Annotated in this window: 15 protein-coding genes; 4 read left to right on the top strand and 11 right to left on the bottom strand. The window is 69.4% G+C overall.

Annotated features, from left to right (window positions below; all coding sequences use genetic code 11):
- The 9 genes from ABZS37_RS31680 to ABZS37_RS31640 form a co-directional block, all read right to left on the bottom strand.
- Positions 1-404 (bottom strand): endo-1,4-beta-xylanase (locus ABZS37_RS31680; protein ID WP_355175103.1); only part of this gene is annotated, 404 nt, incomplete at its 3' end.
- 37 nt (positions 405-441) lie between these two features.
- Complete coding sequence (locus tag ABZS37_RS31675) at positions 442-1,800, bottom strand: PHB depolymerase family esterase (RefSeq protein WP_355175101.1); 1,359 nt, start codon at positions 1,798-1,800, stop codon at positions 442-444.
- 328 nt (positions 1,801-2,128) lie between these two features.
- Positions 2,129-4,297 carry an alpha-glucuronidase gene (locus ABZS37_RS31670; protein ID WP_355175099.1) on the bottom strand — a complete coding sequence of 723 codons (2,169 nt, stop codon included), beginning with the start codon at positions 4,295-4,297 and terminating at the stop codon, positions 2,129-2,131.
- Complete coding sequence (locus tag ABZS37_RS31665; protein WP_355175097.1) at positions 4,294-4,980, bottom strand: DUF624 domain-containing protein; 687 nt, start codon at positions 4,978-4,980, stop codon at positions 4,294-4,296. Before ABZS37_RS31665 ends, ABZS37_RS31670 begins: the two co-directional genes overlap by 4 nt.
- Complete coding sequence (locus ABZS37_RS31660) at positions 4,977-5,717, bottom strand: hypothetical protein (protein ID WP_355175095.1); 741 nt, start codon at positions 5,715-5,717, stop codon at positions 4,977-4,979. The genes ABZS37_RS31665 and ABZS37_RS31660 overlap by 4 nt, the downstream gene beginning before the upstream one ends.
- 141 nt (positions 5,718-5,858) lie before the next feature.
- Entirely contained in the window at positions 5,859-7,496 is a 1,638-nt protein-coding gene (locus tag ABZS37_RS31655; protein WP_355175093.1) for an extracellular solute-binding protein, read from the bottom strand.
- 45 nt (positions 7,497-7,541) lie between these two features.
- Positions 7,542-8,453, bottom strand: coding sequence for a carbohydrate ABC transporter permease (locus ABZS37_RS31650; RefSeq protein WP_355175091.1), 912 nt, complete (start codon positions 8,451-8,453; stop codon positions 7,542-7,544).
- A complete protein-coding gene (locus tag ABZS37_RS31645; RefSeq protein WP_355175089.1) occupies positions 8,450-9,331 on the bottom strand; it encodes an ABC transporter permease subunit in 882 nt (293 codons plus the stop codon). Before ABZS37_RS31645 ends, ABZS37_RS31650 begins: the two co-directional genes overlap by 4 nt.
- Before the next feature lie 121 nt (positions 9,332-9,452).
- Positions 9,453-11,837, bottom strand: coding sequence for a glycoside hydrolase family 3 N-terminal domain-containing protein (locus tag ABZS37_RS31640; RefSeq protein ID WP_355175087.1), 2,385 nt, complete (start codon positions 11,835-11,837; stop codon positions 9,453-9,455).
- A gap of 248 nt (positions 11,838-12,085) precedes the next feature.
- On the opposite strand from ABZS37_RS31640, the gene ABZS37_RS31635 reads away from it, so the two are divergent.
- The 3 genes from ABZS37_RS31635 to ABZS37_RS31625 all read left to right on the top strand — a co-directional run bounded on the left by ABZS37_RS31635 (position 12,086) and on the right by ABZS37_RS31625 (position 15,627).
- Entirely contained in the window at positions 12,086-13,123 is a 1,038-nt protein-coding gene (locus ABZS37_RS31635) for a LacI family DNA-binding transcriptional regulator (protein WP_355175085.1), read from the top strand.
- 21 nt (positions 13,124-13,144) lie between these two features.
- On the top strand, positions 13,145-14,140 hold the full coding sequence (locus ABZS37_RS31630; protein ID WP_355175083.1) for an acetylxylan esterase: 996 nt from the start codon (positions 13,145-13,147) through the stop codon (positions 14,138-14,140).
- 314 nt (positions 14,141-14,454) lie between these two features.
- Positions 14,455-15,627, top strand: a complete 1,173-nt coding sequence (locus tag ABZS37_RS31625; RefSeq protein WP_355175081.1) for a cellulose binding domain-containing protein — start codon at positions 14,455-14,457, stop codon at positions 15,625-15,627.
- Between the two features lie 109 nt (positions 15,628-15,736).
- Here the strand turns inward: ABZS37_RS31625 and ABZS37_RS31620 are convergent, their stop codons facing one another.
- Entirely contained in the window at positions 15,737-16,462 is a 726-nt protein-coding gene (locus ABZS37_RS31620; RefSeq protein ID WP_355175079.1) for a TetR/AcrR family transcriptional regulator, read from the bottom strand.
- A gap of 28 nt (positions 16,463-16,490) precedes the next feature.
- Between ABZS37_RS31620 and ABZS37_RS31615 the strand changes: the two genes are divergently transcribed.
- Positions 16,491-17,615, top strand: coding sequence for an NAD(P)/FAD-dependent oxidoreductase (locus tag ABZS37_RS31615; RefSeq protein WP_355175077.1), 1,125 nt, complete (start codon positions 16,491-16,493; stop codon positions 17,613-17,615).
- 108 nt (positions 17,616-17,723) lie between these two features.
- Here the strand turns inward: ABZS37_RS31615 and ABZS37_RS31610 are convergent.
- The coding region (locus ABZS37_RS31610) for an endo-1,4-beta-xylanase (protein WP_355175075.1) at positions 17,724-18,208 on the bottom strand (485 nt) is incomplete at its 5' end.

The following is an 18,208-nucleotide window of genomic DNA, read 5'->3' as shown; positions in this document are numbered from 1 at the left end:
GCACTACCACTCATGTTCTGCATCCACCCAGGCTGCTGCGAGTGCCAGGCCAGGGTGTGACCGCGGACGTTCATCCCACGGCTACGCGCGTGGTTAACGATCTGCTCCGCCGCACCGTAGCTGAACTGACCCTGCTGCGGCTCTGTCGCGTCAATCTTCATCTCATTCTCAGGCGTCACCATGTTGAACTCACGGTTCAAAATCGTGGTGTACGCGCTATCGGAAAGCCTGCTTGCGGCCACCGCCGTACCGAAATACCGACCCTTCTCAGCGGCGGACGCGCCGAGCGTGGTGCCGGCGGAGGCGGGTGCCATCGAAAACAGCGCCATGCCGGCGGCGAGGGCACCCGCGCCGGCCAGCGCGACAGCGGCTCTCGATGCCGCCTTCCATCTCGCGTTTCTCATCGTGCGACTCCTTCTGTGGTGGTGGGGTGGAAGGGAATCAGGACACCGAGCAGGCCGCACCGTTCAGTGCGAACGACGAGGGTTTCCCGGTGCCGCCGCCATGGGTGGCCTGGAATCCGATGTCGACCGACGTGTTCGGGGCGATGGTGGCGTTGTAGGAGACGTTGCGGGCGGTGACCGCACCGCTCGTCGGGGCGTACTGGGCGTTCCAGCCGTTGGTGATGCTCTGGCCGCTGGGCAGCGTGAAGGTCAGCGCCCACCCGTTCACGGCGGCGGTGCCGGTGTTGGTGATGGTCACGCTCGCGGTGAGGCCGGTGTTCCAGGCGTTGACCGTGTACGCGATCCGGCAGGCGCCCGCGCTGGGCGGCGGAGTCGTCGGGGGCGGCGTGGTCGGCGGCGGAGTCGTCGGAGGCGGTGTGGTCGGGGGCGGAGTCGTCGGAGGCGGTGTGGTGGGCGGCGGAGTCGTCGGAGGCGGCGTGGTGCCGTCCAGGCCGAAGAAGCGGATCACCTGTGCGGCGTCGACCGGCAGGTTGTGCGAGACGCCCTGCATGCTGATCGCCTCGACCGGCGCCATCGGGCCGTTGCTGCCGTACCGGGTGCGGGTGTAACCGGACTGTGGGGAGTCGGTGTACGTCGGGGTCTGGCTCAGCCCCTGCACGTTGGTCCACTGCTTGACCTGCTCACCGAAGTTCGGGTAGCGCAGCGTCTCATCGTTGGTGCCGTGCCAGATCTGCATCCGGGGTCGTCGGCCGGTGTAGCCGGGGTACGCCGCGCGGACCAGATCCCCCCACTGCTGAGCGGTCTTGATGAGCTGGCCGTTCGCGCACTCGCTGTTCCACTCCGAGCTGCCGCCGGTGGCGAAGCAGCCGAACGGCACCCCGGCGAAGGACGCCCCCGCAGCGAACACGTCCGGGTAGTCGCCCAGCATGACGTTGGTCATCATCGCCCCGGACGAGGTGCCGGTGACGAAGACCCGGTCGGGGTCGGTGGCGTACCGCTGCCGCACGTAGTCGACCATCGCCATGAGCCCGACCGGGTCGCTGCCCCCGCCGCGGCGCAGCGCCTGCGGCGAGGCCACGTCCCAGCACTTGCTGCTGCGGGTTGCCGACGGGTAGATCACGATGAACCCGTACCGGTCCGCGAGGGACGCGTACTGGGTGCCGGAGTGGAACGCCGGGCCCGTTCCGGTGCAGTAGTGCAGGGCGAGCAGGACCGCCGGGCGGGACGCCACCCGGTCCGGAACGTACAGGTGCATCTGCAGGTTGGTGGGGTTGGTGCCGAAGTTGGTCACCTGCGTGAGCGTCGCCGCCGACGCGGGCGTGGCGAACGTCAACGCGGCGGCGGCCAACGTCACGGCCGCCATGACGGCGCCAAGCATTCTTGCCTTCAGTGTCATTGTCGCGATCCCTCGGGAAAAAGGCGCGTGGAAGGGGACTTAAGTCGAGGACTGCCCTTCGCCCGACCCTGACCGCGGCTCGCGTGACCATGCCAGCTTCAATCGAGCGAACTCGATTGTCAAGACTTCCGGAAACCTTTCGCTGCAACGGATTCGGCAGCCACCTGCACACCAGTGGACATCGACGGGCATCGTCGCCGGTGAGGGGCCGGGCGTTATTATCGGGACGTTCTCGAAACGTGCCGGACTTCCACATTCCTCGCGCGCCACCCGCTGAGACCGCCCACGGACGTCACTGACGAGGGGCACCGTCCTCGGGCTTGCCGATTCAGTAGATGCGCCGCCCCCGCGCGTCCGGCACCCCGGACTTGCGGAAGAAGTACGTGTTGATCTGGTCCCGCCATTCGGTGGCACACCGCACCTGCTCGTCGAGGCGTTCGGCCACCCGTTCGTACACGGCCGGATCGATCATCCCGTTCAGCGTCTGCCAGCGCCGCCGCATCGCCGTCACCTCCTCGACGCCCGCGAAGTGGGTGTCGTAGATGTGCTGGATGACGGTCGACCCGTTTCGCAGCACGTGCCCGTACGGCACATGGTGGAAGAAGAGCAGCAGCTCGTCGGGGCAGGTCTCGGTCGACTCGTACACCTCCGCCCAGTACGGGGGGTACTGGCCGGCGAAGCCGGTGCCCGACGCGCGGCTGCGGTCCACGCCCACCCCGTCGCGGTCGGCGAAGTGGTAGGTGCCCCACCGCGTGTACTCGTACCCGTCGACGTCGGGGCCGTAGTGGTCGCCGGGGTGAACCATGAAGCCGACACCCAACGGGGCGGTGTACCGCTCGTAGGTGCGCCAGGAGTCGTCCATGACGTCGTGCAGCGTCCGACCCACCAGCTCCGGGGCCCCGGTCGCCGACGGCGGGAAGGTCAGCCCGATCCACTCGTCGAGGACCGCCCGCGGATCCAGCCGCGGATCCCAGGCGAGCCGCCCGAACGTGTACAGGTTGGCCTGCGCCAACGGGTGCCCGGTCCAGAAGAGGTCGTCACCCACGTTGGCCACCGCGACCAGGCCACCGCCCGCGCCCGACTCCCCCGCGGCCACGTCCGCGATCGTCCGCCCGCCCGGCCCCCAGGGCGCGAACCGCAGCACCTCACCCCACCATGGGCCGAGGTGGCAGACGTGTCGCTGCTGGCCGGTGTACTCCTGGGTGATCTGCAACTCCACCGCCAGCCGGGTGGCCGGCATCGCGGCGATCACCGGGGAGACCGGCTCACGCACCTGGAAGTCCACCGGGCCGAACTTCACCTGCACGACCACGTTGGATCGGAACCGCCCGTCGAGCGGGGCGAAGTGGTCGTACGCGGCTCGCGCCCGGTCGGTGGAGCGGTCCCGCCAGTCCTGGTGATGGTTGTAGACGAACGCCCGCCAGTGCACCACTCCCCCGTGCGGGCCGAGTGCGTCCGCCAGCACGTTCGCCCCGTCGGCGTGGTCACGCCCGTAGGTGAACGGGCCGGGCTGTCCCTCCGAGTCGGCCTTCACCACGTAGCCGCCGAAGTCCGGGATGCGCTCGTACACGTTCCGGGTGGTCGCGGCCCACCAGGCCCGCACCGCCCCGTCCACCGGGTCCGCGGTCGGCAGGCCACCGAGGACCACCGGCGCGGCGAAGGTGACCGACAGGTGCACCCGGATGCCGTACGGGCGCAGCACGTCCGCGATCTCGGCCACGTCCCCGAGCCGGTCGGTGAGCAGCAGCGCCTCCGTCCGGGCCACGTTGACGTTGTTCACCGAGATCGCGTTGACGCCGCTCGCGGCCAGTAGCCGCCCGTACTCCCGGACCCGGGCCAGGTCGCCACGCGGCCGGCCATCGTGCCAGAAGATCGAGCCGCCCGCGTACCCCCGTTCGACCTGGCCCATCACCGGGTGCACGGCCACGTTGTCCCAGTGGTTCAGCATCCGCCGGCGCAGCGCGGGCCGCTGCCGTTCCGGCGGGCGCGCCGGGTCGAAGGCCGCCGCACCGAGCCGGACCAGGTGGAACAGCCCGTACAGCAGACCGGCGGGCGCGTCGGCCAGAACCACCGTCACCTCGTCCGCCCGGGCCAGCAGGAACCCCTCGTCGCCGAGCATCTCGCCGTCGCCGACCTCCGTCAGCGCCGCCTCCCCCGCCGCCCGTGCCGCCTCCACGGTCGGGCTCGGCAGTTGCGCCGCACCACGCAGGGCGAGCACCAGGTCGACGTCCACGTCCCAGGAGGGGGAATGCCACACCCGCCCGCCGTAGCGCACGCAGGCACGCGTGACCTCGTCGACGACGGTGTCGACGAGCAACCCGTGACCGTGTACGAGAACGCGACGCGCGCCGAGCGCCCAGACCGCCTCCGGTGGCAGCCAGGCCGCGTGTACGCGCGGCTCATCGGTGTCCTGCGGCTCCTCGACGACGTCCTCGGGCCACTGTTCCGGATCGTCGTCACCCTCGAACGGCACCCTGGCGGTGACGGGCAGGCTCACGCGGTGAACTCCTTCCGGATCAGGTGGACCATCGGGTCGCTGATGCGGAGGAACGCCAGGACCGCGATCGAACCGAGCATCGCCAGCACCGCCTCGGAGAAGACCGCGGTGATCCCGGTCGCCGCGGCCAGCAGCAGGGCGTTGCCGACGGTGACACCGGGGGTACGCACGAGGAAGTGCACGGCCAGCCGGAGCACGTCCCGCGTGCGGAAGTCGAACAGCGAGGTGATCACCAGAGCGTTGGCCGCGCAGAGCGCCACCCCCACTCCGATCAGGACCAGCGGCACCGACCACCACCCCGGAAGGCCGACCGCGCCCCGGTAGGCGAGGTTCACGGCGAGCACGGTCAGCCACAGCAGCGTCGGCACCCAGACGCGCAGCACGCCGGACAGGTTGGCCCGGTACCCGCGCCAGAACAGGGCGGCGGCCCGCAGGTCGGTCAGGTCGGGGCGTTGGTGGCGCAGCGCGTACAGGGCGGCGGAGATCGCGGGGCCGACCGGTATCAGGAACAGCGCGACCAGCGGCAGGTTGCTGGGGTCGCGGCCCAGCAGCAGCAACGGGAGCAGGCCGGGCAGGGTGGTGAGCAGGAGCAGCAGCTCGACCGCGAGCAGGATGTAGACGCGGGAGGTGATCCGCGACAGTGGCCCGTCGCCGAACTGTCGCCAGGCCTGGGCGGCGCTCACGGTTGCTCCTTCCGGTCGGCGCCGACCGGCAGGGCGCGGTGGGTCCGGGCGGGCTCGGTGGCCTCCCGCAGCGCGTCGAGCTGTCGGGCCCGGGGCGAGCGGGGACGCCCCATCTCGGCCCAGGCCACCCACGCGTTGCCCGCCTCCACCGGCGCCCACGCCAGCACGGCGACGCGCCCGTCGAGGTGGCGGGTGACCAGGTGGTCGTCGCCGCGCGCCAGCACCTCGTCGCCGAGGCGGGCCATGAAGGCGTACAGATGGTAGGTGGGTTTCTTGATCTGGCGGTGGGTGAGCAGGCCGAACCCGCCGTGGAACAGTGCGGCGGGCACCCCCTCCCCCTCGAGCATGTCGCTGAAGGTCCAGTACGAGAACGAGCCGACCAGGTCGCCGCCGGCGGCCAGCACCGGTGCGAGGTACGCGGCGTGCAACGCCGTGTCGTGGATCGGGTTGTCCGGGCGGTAGGAGGAGTTGCACTCGGTGATGTGCACCGGCAGGTCCGCCAGCGCGGTGCCGGTCAGGTGCCGGCGTGGAGCGGCGAACTGGGTGAGCAGGTCCGCCCACTCCGTGAAGGATCGGGGCGGCGTCATGTTGCCCCGCCACCAGAACACCGTCTGGTCACCGGAGGCGAGGCCCGACGTCATGGACCCCAGCTCGACGATCGGCCGGATGGCCAGCTCAAGGTACGCGTCGACGACCTGGTCGACCGTAGGTGAACGAGTGGTGCACCCGGCGCTCACCCTCGTGCTCGTACGATGCGCATTGCTGTTCCTCTGGGTCGTCCTGCCCGACGGCGGGCGGGTCGCGCGCGCCGCACCGGCCGGTGGTAGCCGGGACGTCCGGTCGGGCCGCGATCAGCCGCCCGACCGGACTCCCGCTGATCAGCCGTTGTTCTTCTGGAACCGTTCGTACGCCTTGTTGACCATGTCGATGTACTGCTCGGAGTTCTTGGCCTTCAGCTCGCTCACGTACGCGTCCCACTCGCTGAGGGGACGCTGACCCAGGGCGAACTTGAGCGTGTTCTGGGTGACGAAGTCCTTCAGCGGGGTCTCCCAGAGCGACACCTGCTCGCGCTCCTCGTCGGTCAACGGGGCGGGCGGGGGCACCTGCCTCGGCGGCCGGGCGTCCATCACCTTCTGGAACTCCAACTCCTCGGCGGAGAAGAACCCACGGACCAGGTCGGGGGTGCCGCCGTAGGTGAAGACACCGTTGTAGAAGCCGAAGTCCTTCTGCAGGTGCTTGGGTGCCTTCGGGTTGAGCCCGAGGACGTCGACGTCGGCGGTGACCGAGCGCTTGCCGGACGCGTCCTTGGTGAAGGTGGTGCCCTCGACGCCCCACCGGGCGAACTCCTGGCCGGCATCCGAATACCACAACCAGTCGATGAACTGCATCATGGCCACGAAGTTCTTGCTCTCCCGGGCCTTCGTGGAGATCATCACGCCGTTTTCCAGCCGGGGGAACGGGTTGACCTCACCGGCCGGGCCGATCGGCAGCGGGATCTTGGCCATCTTCGCGTTCGGCAGGGTCTTGGCCAGGTCGGGCCGGTGGTTGTTGACCAGGGTCTGCGCGTTGCCGGTGACCACGAAGGACTTGCCGTTGGCGAGCTTCTGGCGTGCCTGATCGTCGGTCTGGGTGAAGCTCTCCGGGTCGAGCAGACCCTCGGCGACGAGCTTGTGCAGGTACGTGACCATCTGCTTGTACTGCTCGGACGCGCCGGTGTAGGTGAACTTCTTCGCCGTCGGGTCCCAGGTGGCGTGCTGGTAGTCCCAGCCCGCCTGGGTGCCGTGGGCCGACCCGAGGATGTTCAGCAGGGCGCCGGTCGGGTTGGGCTTACTGAAGAGGTCCGAGTACGGGTAGACGTTCGGGTACTTGGCCTTCATCGCCTTGAGCACGGTGTACAGCTCGTCCCAGGTCTTCGGGACCGCGAGGTTCAGCTCCTGCATGATGTCGGTGCGCACCAGCACCGTGTAGTCCTGCGTGGGCTTCTCGTGGACGCCGGGCAGCAGGTAGAACTTCCCGTCCGACTGCCGCAGGTTGTCGACCTCCGGCTTGAGGTTCCACTTGGCGATCTTGTCCTTGAAGTTGGGCATCAGATCGAGGTAGTCGCTGACCGGGAGGATCGCCCCGGAGGACACGAACGCGTTCTCCTGCGGGTGGTACGTCTTCGGGATGATCAGCGGAGCGTCGCCCGCGCCGATCAGCAGGCTGCGCTTCTGCTCGTAGTCACTCAACGGAACGGCGACCGGGTCGATCTTGACGTTGGTCCGCTTGGTCAGCTCCGACCAGAACAGCCAGTCTTCCTTGAGCGGGTAGAAGGTGTGGTTGTTGTAGAGGGTGGAGAAGGAGAGCGCCTCGGTGGCCTTGAACTGGTCGCCGACGCCGTAGTTGGCCATCGCGCCAACCTTGTTCTCCGAGAGGTCCGTCGACTCGCCGGGGTCCTCGGAACAGGCGGCGGTGAGGGTGATCGCGAGCAGACCCGCGGTGGCAATCGCCACGCGGCGCCACGTCTTGTGGAGCATGGCTCGTCCTTTCGGTGGTGGGTGGGTGGGGCAGGTGGCCGGCGCTCATCCCTTGACGGCGCCGAGCATCACGCCGGAGACGAAGTACCGCTGGACGAAGGGGTAGACCGCCAGGATCGGCAGCGTGGTGAGCACGATCGTCACGGCCTGAAGCGTCGCCGCCGCCTGTACGACGTCGGCGTCGGCGGCGCCGGACTGTTGTGCGTCGGTGGCGCCCGCGATGAGGTTGCGCAGATACACGGTGACCGGCAGCAGATCCTGCTGGTCGATGTAGAGGAACGCGGTGAACCACGAGTTCCAGAACGAGACCGCGTAGAAGAGCACCATCGTGGCGATGATCGCCTTCGAGAGCGGCAGCACGATCCGCAGCAGGATGCCGTACGTGTTGAGCCCGTCGACCGCCGCGGCCTCCTCCAACTCGGTCGGCAGGCTCTCGAAGAACGCCTTCATGACCAGCAGGTTGAACACGCTGATGGCGTTGGGGATCACGATGGCCCAGATGGTGTTCTTCATCCCCAGGCTGGTGACCAGCACGTAGTTGGGGATCAGGCCACCGGAGAAGAACATGGTGAACAGCGCGACGCCGACGAGGAGGCCACGCCCCTTGAGTTGCGGCTTCGACAGCACGTACGCGTAACAGGTGGTCAGCACGATCGAGATGAGGGTGGCCACCACCGTGTACACCACCGTGTTGCGGTAGTTCGTCCAGAACATCGAGTCCGACATCACCAGCTTGTACGCGGTCACGTCGAACCCCCGCGGGACGAGGGTCACCCTCCCCGCGAGGATGTACGCCTCCTCGCTGAGCGAGCGGGCCACGATGTTGAGGAACGGGTACAACGTCACGATCACGACGCCGATCAGGACGACCGTGTTGACGATCCGGAAGATCCGGTAGCCCCGGCTGTCCACCGGCCCGCGCGTCTTCGGGGCCTCGCTCCCGGTGCCGAGGGTCACCACAGGCTCGTCCCTACGGTGCGACGGGAGATGAGGTTCGCCGACAGGACCAGGACCAGCCCGATCACCGCCTCGAAGAGGCCGATGGCGGCGGCGTAGCTGAAGTTGCTGGACTGGAAGCCCATCCGGAACAGGTAGGTGGAGATGACGTCCGCGGTCGGGTATGTCAGCGGGTTGTAGAGCAGCAGAATCTTCTCGAACCCGACCGCCATGAAGCTGCCGATGTTGAGGATCAGCAGCGTCACCATCGTCGGCCGGATTCCGGGCAACGTCACGTGCCAGGTCTGCCGCAGCCGGCTGGCGCCGTCGATCCGGGCGGCCTCGTACAGGTCCTCGTCGATCGTGGTGAGGGCGGCGAGGTAGAGGATCGTGCCCCAGCCGACGGTCTGCCAGACCTCGGACGAGACGTAGATGGTGCGGAACCACTCGGGTTGTTGCAGGAACGCCACCGCGTCGCCGCCGAACAGCCGAACGAGTTGGTTGGCCGTGCCGTCGATCGAGGTAAACTGCATGACCATCGCCGCCACGATCACGATCGACAGGAAGTGCGGCAGGTAGGACACGGACTGGACGAACCGCTTGAACCGGCGGGCGCGTACCTCGTTGAGCAGCAGCGCCAGCACGATCGGCAACGGGAAGCAGAACAGCAGGGTCAAACCCCCGAGCACCAGGGTGTTGGTGAACACCTCCCAGAACGTCGGGTCCGTGAAGAACATCCGGAAGTACCGCAGCCCGACCCAGTATTCGCCGAAGATGCTGCCGCCCGGCTTGAACCGCCGGAACGCGATGATGTTCCCGATCATCGGCAGGTACCGGAAGATCAGAAAGAACAGCAGCGGCAGGACGGCCAGCGAGTAGAGCTGCCAGTCCCGGCGCATCGCCTGACGCCAGCTTCGGCGGCGGCGCGGTGCTCGCGGCGCGGGGCTGGGCTCCGCCGCCGGAGCACGGGGTGGAGCCGGCGGCGGTGGCCGTACCATCTCGGATGTCATCCTCGGCCTCCTATGCGGAGTGTGGAACGGCCACGAGGGGCTCGATCCGCACCGACGTGAGCAGTTCCCGCTGATGGCCGACCGGGCGCTCGGCGCCGGTCAGCCGCAGCGACAGGGTTGCCGCCGCGTCGCCGCTCGAACGGCCGAACCGCAGCTCGACCTCGCCGGGTTCGACGATGCGCTGGCCGGACAGCCCGGTGAACGACGCGACGTCGGCCGGCACGTCGAACGTCACGTGCGCCACGTCGCCCGGTTCCAACGGCAGCCGGGTGTAGCCGACCAGCCGGACCACCGGGCGGGTGGTCTGCGCGACCGGGTCGTGCAGGTAGAGCTGCACCACCTCGGTGCCGGCCCGGTCACCGGTGTTGGCGATGGTGATGCGCACCCGCACCTCGCCGTCGACCGGCCAGGCCGCCGGGTCGGCAGGCTCTCCGTGCGTGTCGTCCGCCGCCCTGAGAACGGTGGCGTCGGACCACTCGAAGGTGGTGTAGCTCAGTCCGTGGCCGAACGGGTACGCCGGAGTCGGGTCGATTGAGGAGACCTTGTTGCGGTGACCGAGCGGTGGCGACAGGTAGGTGCCCGGCATCCCGCCGGCGTCGCGGGGGACGCTGACCGGCAACCGCCCGGACGGGTTCACCGCGCCGGTGAGCACCTCGGCGAGCGCCTGCCCACCGAGTTGGCCGAGGAAGAACGCCTGCACCACGGCTGCCGCGGCGTCGAACTCCGGGCCGAGCGCGTAGGGGCGACCGGTCATCAGCAGCAGGACAACCGGAGTGCCGGTAGCGAGGACGGCTCGGACGAGGTCGGCCTGCACACCGGGCAACCGCAGGTCGGCGGCGTCGCAGCCCTCGCCGGAGGTGCCCCGGCCGAACATCCCCGCCCGGTCGCCGACGGCAAGCACACACACGTCGGCTTCGGCGGCGGCGGCGACCGCGGCCGGGATTCCCGAGGTGTCGTCGCCGGTGATGCCGCAGCCGGCCACGTAGCTGAGCAGGGGGACGCGCCGGGCCAGTTCGTCGCGCAGCGAGGGGATGTCCAGGCCGAGCCCGAACTCGCTGTGGTGGACGCCCACATGGTTGGGGAAGGAGTAGCAGCCGAGCATGGCCATCGGGTCGTCGGCGACCGGGCCGACCAGGGCGACCCGCCCGCCGACGGGCAGCGGCAGGACGCCGGTGTTGCACAGCAGGACGACGGACTCCCGGGCCAGGCGTACGGCGACGCCCTGGCTGATCTCGTCGTCGAGGCGCAGGGCCGCCACCTCGTCGGGCAGTGCCTGCCAGCCCTCGTCGAGCAGGCCGAGCTCGACCTTCTGGATCAGCACCCGACGCAGCGCGCAGTCGATCAGCGCCTCGTCGACCTCGCCGCGGCGAACCGCCTCCAGCAGCGGCGCGCCGAAGGTGTCCACGGTGGGCAGCTCGACGTCGATCCCGGCCCGCAGAGCGAGCCGGGCGGCGTCACCGGCGCCATCGGCGACACCGTGCAGGGTCTGCAGGAATCGCACGGAGAAGTAGTCGGCCACCACGGTGCCGGTGAAACCCCACTCGTCGCGCAGCAGCCCGGTCAACAGCCACTCATCGGCGGCGACGGGCAGGCCGTCGATCTCCGCGTAGGAGTTCATCACCGAGCGGGCGCCACCGTGGCGCAGGGCCATCTCGAACGGCGGCAGGATGACGTCGGCCAGCTCCCGACGACCCATCGACACCGGCGCGAGGTTGCGTCCGCCCCGGGAGGCGGAGTAACCGGCGAAGTGCTTCAGGGTGGCCACCACGCCGGCCCGCTCCAGGCCCCGCACGTACGCGGCACCGGTCGTCCCCACCAGGTAGGGGTCCTCGCCGATCGTCTCCTCGGTGCGACCCCAGCGGTAGTCGCGGGTGACATCCAGGACCGGGGCGAGCCCCTGATGCACACCGGCGGCGCGCATCGAACGCCCGATCCGATCGGCCATCGCCTCAACCAGCTCGGGGTCGAACGACGCGCCCCAGCTCAGCGGGGTCGGGTAGACGGTGGCCCGCCACGCCGCGAACCCGGTGAGGCACTCCTCGTGCACCTGCGCCGGAATGCCGAACCGGCTGGCAGCCACGATCTGCGCCTGGGAGGCGGCCAGCGACCGCGCCCCGAGCACCGGATCGACCGGTGCGGTGCCGAACGGGCGCGTGAGCTGGCCCAGCCCGTGCTGGATGAGGCTGCTCCACGGGGCGACGTTGTCGATCATGTCGCTCTGGTGCGGTGCGACGCCCTCGCCGGAGGTCTCGGCGCCAACCCAGACCCCGACGAGCTGGGCGACCTTCTCCTCCAGCGACATCAGCGGCAGGAGCGCCTCGGCCCGCTCGGTCGGCGACAGCTGCGGATCACGCCACGGCGCGCCGCCGTTGTCCACGGGCAACTGACTTCTCATGCCAAGACCCCTTAGCTCCGGCCACATCCCCGTGCCCTCGTGGAACCAGCTCCGTGGCGGACGTCTTCACGATCCGAAACTTTCCGGAAACCTGTGCAACCTTTTCGGCAACCTAAAGTGCCTTATCGATGCGTGTCAAGAGTCTCGTCTGGACGCGCGACCGAGTAGTCCCCCTGTCGCACCGGCTGGTGTGGCCGACCGACCGTGTTAAGGTCTTCCGAAACTTTCGGATGCTGTGTGAGGCTGCGATGACGGAGCTCCGCCCGCTCGACCCACCCGCCTCCACCACCATCGCGACCATCGCCAACGACGTCGGAGTCTCGGTCGCGACGGTCTCCAAGGTCCTCAATGGGCGTGGCGATGTCGCCCCCGGCACCAGAGCCCGGGTCGAGGCGAGCCTCGACCGCCACCAGTACCAGCGCCGCATCCGGCGGCCCTCGACCAGCGGAGGGCGCATCGATCTCGTGTTCCACGAGTTCGACACCGGCTGGGCGATGGAGATCCTGCGCGGCGTCGAGGCGGTGACCACCGCCGCCGGCGTCGGACTGTCCGTCGCTCAGCTCGACGGCGCGCACCGCCCGCCGCCTCGATGGCTGGAGGCGTTGCTCGCCGACCGCCCGTTGGGCGTGGTGTTCGTCCTCTCCCACCTGGCCGAGGCCCAGCAACAGCACCTGCGGCGTCAGGGGATCCCGTTCGTCGTTGTCGACACCGACAGCGCGACCTCGGCCTCCGTGCCCACCGTCGGGTCGAACAACTGGAACGGCGGCCTGCTCGCCGCCCGGCACCTCCTGGAGTTGGGGCACCGGCGGATCGCCGTCATCTCCGGGCCACCGGACATGCTCTGCAGCCGCGCCCGGGCCGCCGGTTTCCAGTCGGCCCACGAGGAGGCCGGCCTCGCGGTCGACCGCGAGCTGATCCGCTACGGCAGCTTCTCCGCGGGTGCCGGGCACGCCCACGGGCTGCAACTGCTACGCCGGCCGGACCGGCCCACGGCGATCTTCGCCGGTTCCGACATCCAGGCCATGGGGGTGCTCCGGGCCGCCCGCCAGTGCGGCCTACGAGTGCCCGAGGACCTTTCGGTGATCGGGTACGACAACCTGCCGCTCTCCGCCTGGACGGACCCACCCCTCACCACGATCAACCAGCCGTTGCGCGACATGGCCGGCATCGCCACCCAGATGTTGCTCGACCTGACCAGGGGCAATGTGCCGGCGACCAGCCGGATCGACCTGGTGACCGAGCTGGTCGTCCGGGAGAGCACCGCACCCCCCGCCCACCCGCGCTGACCCCGGCCCCTGCGAGGACCCGTGCCCCACTTTGCCTCCACCCTCGACGAGCTCCAGCGGTACGCGCCCGAGGTCACCGAACCCGACGACTTCGACGAGTTCTGGCGCGACACCCTTGCCGAGGCCACCGGCCGGCCGGCACTCGTCGATGTTCGTCCGGAGCCCACCGACCTGCGGCTGCTCGATTCCTGGGACATCACGTTCGCAGGCTTCGGCGGCGACCCCGTACGGGCCTGGTACACCCGCCCGGCGGGTGTTCGGGAGCCGCTGCCCACCGTGGTCGAGTACGCCGGCTACGGCCGTGGCCGCGGTCTGCCACATGAGCGGCTGACCTGGCCGGTGGCCGGGTACGCGCATCTGCTGATGGACAACCGGGGCCAGTCAGGGCTGCACGGCGCCGGGGACACCGCCGACCCGCACGGCGCGCACGGCGGGCCCTCGCCGGCCACCTGGGGGATCCGCGACCCGCGCGACTACCACTACCGCCGTCTGATCACCGACGCGGTCCGGGCGGTCGAGGCGGTCCGCGCCCTGCCGGGGGTCGACGGGGGCCGGGTCACCGTGGTCGGAAACAGCCAGGGCGGCGGCCTCGCCCTGGCGGTGGCCGGCCTCGTCGACGACCTCAGCGCGGTGCTGACCACCGCCCCGTTCCTCTGCGAGATGCGACGAGCCGTCGAGCTCAGTGACGCCGCACCGTACGGCGAGATCGCCCGTTACCTGGCCGTGCACCGGGAGGCGGAGGACGCGGTGCGGCGCACACTGTCCTATGTCGACGGTGTGAGCTTCGCGCGGCGTGCGACGGCACCGGCGCATTTCGGGATTGGTCTACGTGACAACGTCTGCCCACCGAGCACCGGCTTCGCCGCCTACAACCACTACGGCGCCGCGGCCGGGCGGCTCGTCGCGCCCGAGCGGGAGATGCACGTCTACCCGTTCAACGGCCACGAGGGCGGCGAGGCCATCCATGTCCGGCGTCAGCTGCGCTGGCTCGACTCGATGCTCCACCCGGCTCGCTGATCCGGAAACTGACCACCGGGGGCGGTCGGGAGACGACGTCGGTCAGTCATAGGCGAACACCTATCTATTGCCGATGTTAGCGATAACACGCTATGGTGCGTCAGGCGAGGTGCAGGGCACACTTCCGCCACGACTCATCGGCCTGGGGCGCCCAACCTTCGATGGCCGGTGCCAGATACAGCGCCACGACCACCAGTGAAGACGTCCGGGTTCCTGGTCGTTCCGCGCAGCCCACCTCCGCGTACCGCGTCATGGCGGCATCCATCTCGCCGGTAGCCGCTGCTGTCGCGCACTCCACCACCTGAGGAAGTCCCATGCGCAGTTCGACGCTCGGCCATCCCGTCCCTCCCTCACCTACCGCCATCGCAGCGACGTCGAGGCCCCGACGGGCTCGTCTGTGGTGGGCGGCCCTGGCCGCCGTCGCCGCCGTGGTCGCCGCCGTACCGATCGCGACCACTCCCGCCAACGCGGAATCCAACGGCGGGGTACGCGTGATGCCTCTCGGCGACTCGATCACCGACGGCTTCAACGTCCCCGGCGGTTACCGGATCGAACTCTGGCAGCGGTTCACGACCGGCGGCTACCGGATCGACTTCGTCGGCTCCCAGTTCAACGGCCCAGCCAGCCTCGGCGACCACGACCACCAGGGCCATTCCGGGTGGACTATCGCCCAGATCGACGCCAACGTCGTCAACTGGTTGCGGGCCACGAACCCTCGCACCGTGCTGCTGCACATTGGCACCAACGACATGTACGGCGACACGTCCGGCGCCCCGGCCCGGCTGGCCACCCTGATCGATCGGATCACCACCACCGCTCCGAACGCGGAGGTGTTCGTCGCGACCATCATCCCGAAGTCCGGCGCCGACAACCAGGTCCGGGGATTCAACGCGGCGATCCCCGGTCTCGTGCAGACGAGGGCCGCAGCCGGCAAACGCGTCCACCTGGTCGACATGTACCGCGCCCTGACGCTCAGCGACCTGGCCGACGGCGTCCACCCCAACGCGACGGGGTACCGGAAGATGGCCGTGGCCTGGTACGACGCGCTCCGGACGGTGCCCGGCAGCATCGGGGGCGACACGCCGCCGACCACCACCACGCCGCCCACCACCACCCCACCGACGACCACGCCACCGACCACGACCCCGCCGACCACTCCGCCAGCGTCCGGCGGCTGCCGCGTCGCGTACACGGTCAACGCCTGGAACAGCGGTCTCACCGCTTCCGTCTCGGTGACCAACACGGGCAGCACACCGGTCAACGGTTGGGCCCTGGCGTTCACCCTGCCGGGTGGGCAGACCATCACCAGCGGTTGGAACGCCACCTACTCCCCGTCGAGCGGAGCGGTGACGGCCCGCAACGTCTCCTACAACGCGACCATCGCGGCGAACACCTCGGTCGACATCGGCTTCCAGGCCACCCACACCGGCAACACCGGCCGACCCTCCACATTCACCCTCAACGGCACCGCCTGCGCGGTCGCCTGACACTTTGGTCGCGGTGCCGGGCAGCACGGGCCCGGCACCGCCGCCTGGCGCTGGGTGCGGAATCTCGGTTGAGCGGTCGAGTCCCGATCGCTGACCTCGGAGCAGGTGCTCACGTGTGGGGATGGCTGGTGATGCCGTCCAACACGGTGGCCAGGTTGTGGTTGAAGGTCTCCTCGGCGTCGAGGTGGGCACCGTCGATGACGAGCCGGGCGACGGTGGGATATTTGCCGGTTTCCAACATGCGTGTGAGGTAGGGGCCGAGGCTGGCCTGCCAGGCGGCCTCATCGGTGCCGGCGGAACGGGCGGTGCGTCGCTCGGTGACCTCTCTGCGGACCGCTCCGATGATGACGGCGTTGAGGGCGCCCACAGCCCGCTGGAGATCGTCGATGCCGCGCACACCGGGGGCCTGGCTGAGCGCCGCCGCGGTCGCTTCGCCCACGGCGAGCGCATGAGGTCCCAAGTGTGGCCTTCCGCCGAGCAGGTCGGAAAACCACTCATGGTCAAGAGCGGCGGCACGGGTCGCGTGGGCGACGGCCAGCACCGTGGCGCGCCACTCGGAGTGCTGGCTGACCTCGGCGATCCGGGCATAGACGACGTCGACCATCAGATCGAGCAGTTCGGATCTGTTGATCACATAGTCGTAGAGCCGCATCGGACCGACACCGAGCTCTTTGGCGATCTTGCGAAGCGACAGGCCGTCGAGACCGTGTGCGTCGGCGAGCCGGATCGCCGTAGCGGCAATCTTCTCGCGGCTCAACGGCACCGGCGCCGCCCGCGGCTGAGGCTCGGGCCGTTCCCAGACAGGCTTCGGTGCGCTACCGTACGGTGTATCCACCAATACAGTGTACGCTAAGGAGACGAAGATGCGAATCGCGATCGCCGGTGGCGGCCTTGGCGGCCTGACGCTGGCACGAGTCCTTCATCGACACGGCATCGACGCGGTGGTGTACGAGCGCGAGGCAAGCCGATCCGCGCGATCGCAGGGCGGCATGCTCGACCTGCACCCGGAGTCCGGGCAACAGGCCCTGGCCGAGGCGGGCCTCGCCGGCCGGTTCCGGTCTGAGGCGCGGCCCGAGGGCGAGGAACATCGCATCCTCGACCCGGCCGGACGAACCCTGGTGCACCACAAGCCGCAACCCGGCTCATTCTCCGGCCGTCCCGAGATCGACCGGAGGGTACTGCGCGATCTTCTGCTCGATTCGCTTCCCAGCGAGGCGGTTACGTGGCGGCACCGGCTTGTCGCGGCGACGCCACGACCTCACGGAGGCTGGAAACTGACGTTCGACGGCGGCCACCACATCGACTGCGACATCCTCATCGGCGCGGACGGCGCGCACTCGGTCGTCCGGTCTCTGCTGATCGACGTCAAAATGTCCTATGTGTCCACGGTCGTCGAGCTGAACATCGAAGACGTCGACCAGCGCCACCCGGATCTCGCCGAGCTGGTCGGCCCTGGAAACCTGTGGTGCGTCGGCGTGAATCAGATCCTGTCAGCGCAACGCATCGGCGATGGCAGCGTCCGCGTCGGAATCTCGCTACGCGCAGAGGACCGCCATATCGACACGTACCGCAATAAGCGTGCTCTCTTCGACATGTTCGACGGCTGGGACCCCAGCCTCACCGCGCTCATCGAGGCCAGCGGCGACACGGTGACGCCGCGCAGGATCGAAGCGATGCCCATCGGTACGCGCTGGGCCAGCCGACCGGGCATCACTCTCATCGGTGACGCCGCGCACCTCATGCCGCCGGTCGGCGAGGGTGCCAACCAGGCCATGCTTGACGCCGCCGAACTCGCCGGCCAACTCGCCGCCAACCCCGCCGACCCGCACTCGGCGATCCGGACGTACGAGGAGGCGATGTTCACCAGGATCCACCCGATCGCCGAAATGTCCGCGCGAGTCCAGTCGATGATGCTCTCCCCCACCGCGGCGGAAGACATCGTCCGCTTCTTCACCGCCCGGCGCGCCGAACCGGCACCCGCAAACTGAGAACGCGCTGGGCAGCCCATCGAGGCCGAAACGCGCGAGCCCTGCCCTGCAAGATGATGGGACGACGACGGGATCCGTCGCCGCCCCATCAGTGTGCGGTGGTGCCGCTCAGGAGACGGTGCAGGATCGCACCTGCGGGCGGCTCCAGTTGCCGTTGGCCATGGTGGTGAAGCCGAAGACGTTGCCGCTGCCGTTCGACCGCATGGTCATGACGTTTCCGCTGGTGTCCCAGCTCGGGCTGCCGTTCCAGGTGTTCGACACCTTCTGTGGCGGGGTGACGGCCACCACGACGGTCCAGTTGCTGGCCCCACTGACGGTCACCTGACTGTTGAAGCGGTCGCCCCACCGGGTGCTGTCCTGCAGGGTCGCGGTGCAACCGCCGCCGGGCGGAGGAGTCGTGGGCGGAGGAGTCGTCGGCGGAGGAGTCGTCGGCGGAGGAGTCGTCGGCGGAGGGGTCGTGGGCGGAGGGGTGCCGTTGTTCAGTGCGGCGAGGACGGAGTCGTACGCCGGCTTCTTCGCGCCGCTGCTGGTGAACAGCAACGGGGTCTGCGAGGCCCGCCACGAGTCACTGTCCCGGATACCCCACACCGTGA

This window comes from Micromonospora sp. NPDC005413, assembly GCF_040606435.1.
Classification (GTDB): Bacteria; Actinomycetota; Actinomycetes; order Mycobacteriales; family Micromonosporaceae; genus Micromonospora.
This window is presented reverse-complemented; position numbering and strand designations above follow the sequence as displayed.

Coding starts and splice junctions, on each gene's coding strand:
- ABZS37_RS31675 (WP_355175101.1), bottom strand. CDS start 1,800: ATGACACTGAAGGCAAGAATGCTTGGCGCCGTCATGGCGGCCGTGACG.
- ABZS37_RS31655 (WP_355175093.1), bottom strand. CDS start 7,496: ATGCTCCACAAGACGTGGCGCCGCGTGGCGATTGCCACCGCGGGTCTG.
- ABZS37_RS31645 (WP_355175089.1), bottom strand. CDS start 9,331: ATGCGCCGGGACTGGCAGCTCTACTCGCTGGCCGTCCTGCCGCTGCTG.
- ABZS37_RS31640 (WP_355175087.1), bottom strand. CDS start 11,837: ATGAGAAGTCAGTTGCCCGTGGACAACGGCGGCGCGCCGTGGCGTGAT.
- ABZS37_RS31635 (WP_355175085.1), top strand. CDS start 12,086: ATGACGGAGCTCCGCCCGCTCGACCCACCCGCCTCCACCACCATCGCG.
- ABZS37_RS31625 (WP_355175081.1), top strand. CDS start 14,455: ATGCGCAGTTCGACGCTCGGCCATCCCGTCCCTCCCTCACCTACCGCC.
- ABZS37_RS31615 (WP_355175077.1), top strand. CDS start 16,491: ATGCGAATCGCGATCGCCGGTGGCGGCCTTGGCGGCCTGACGCTGGCA.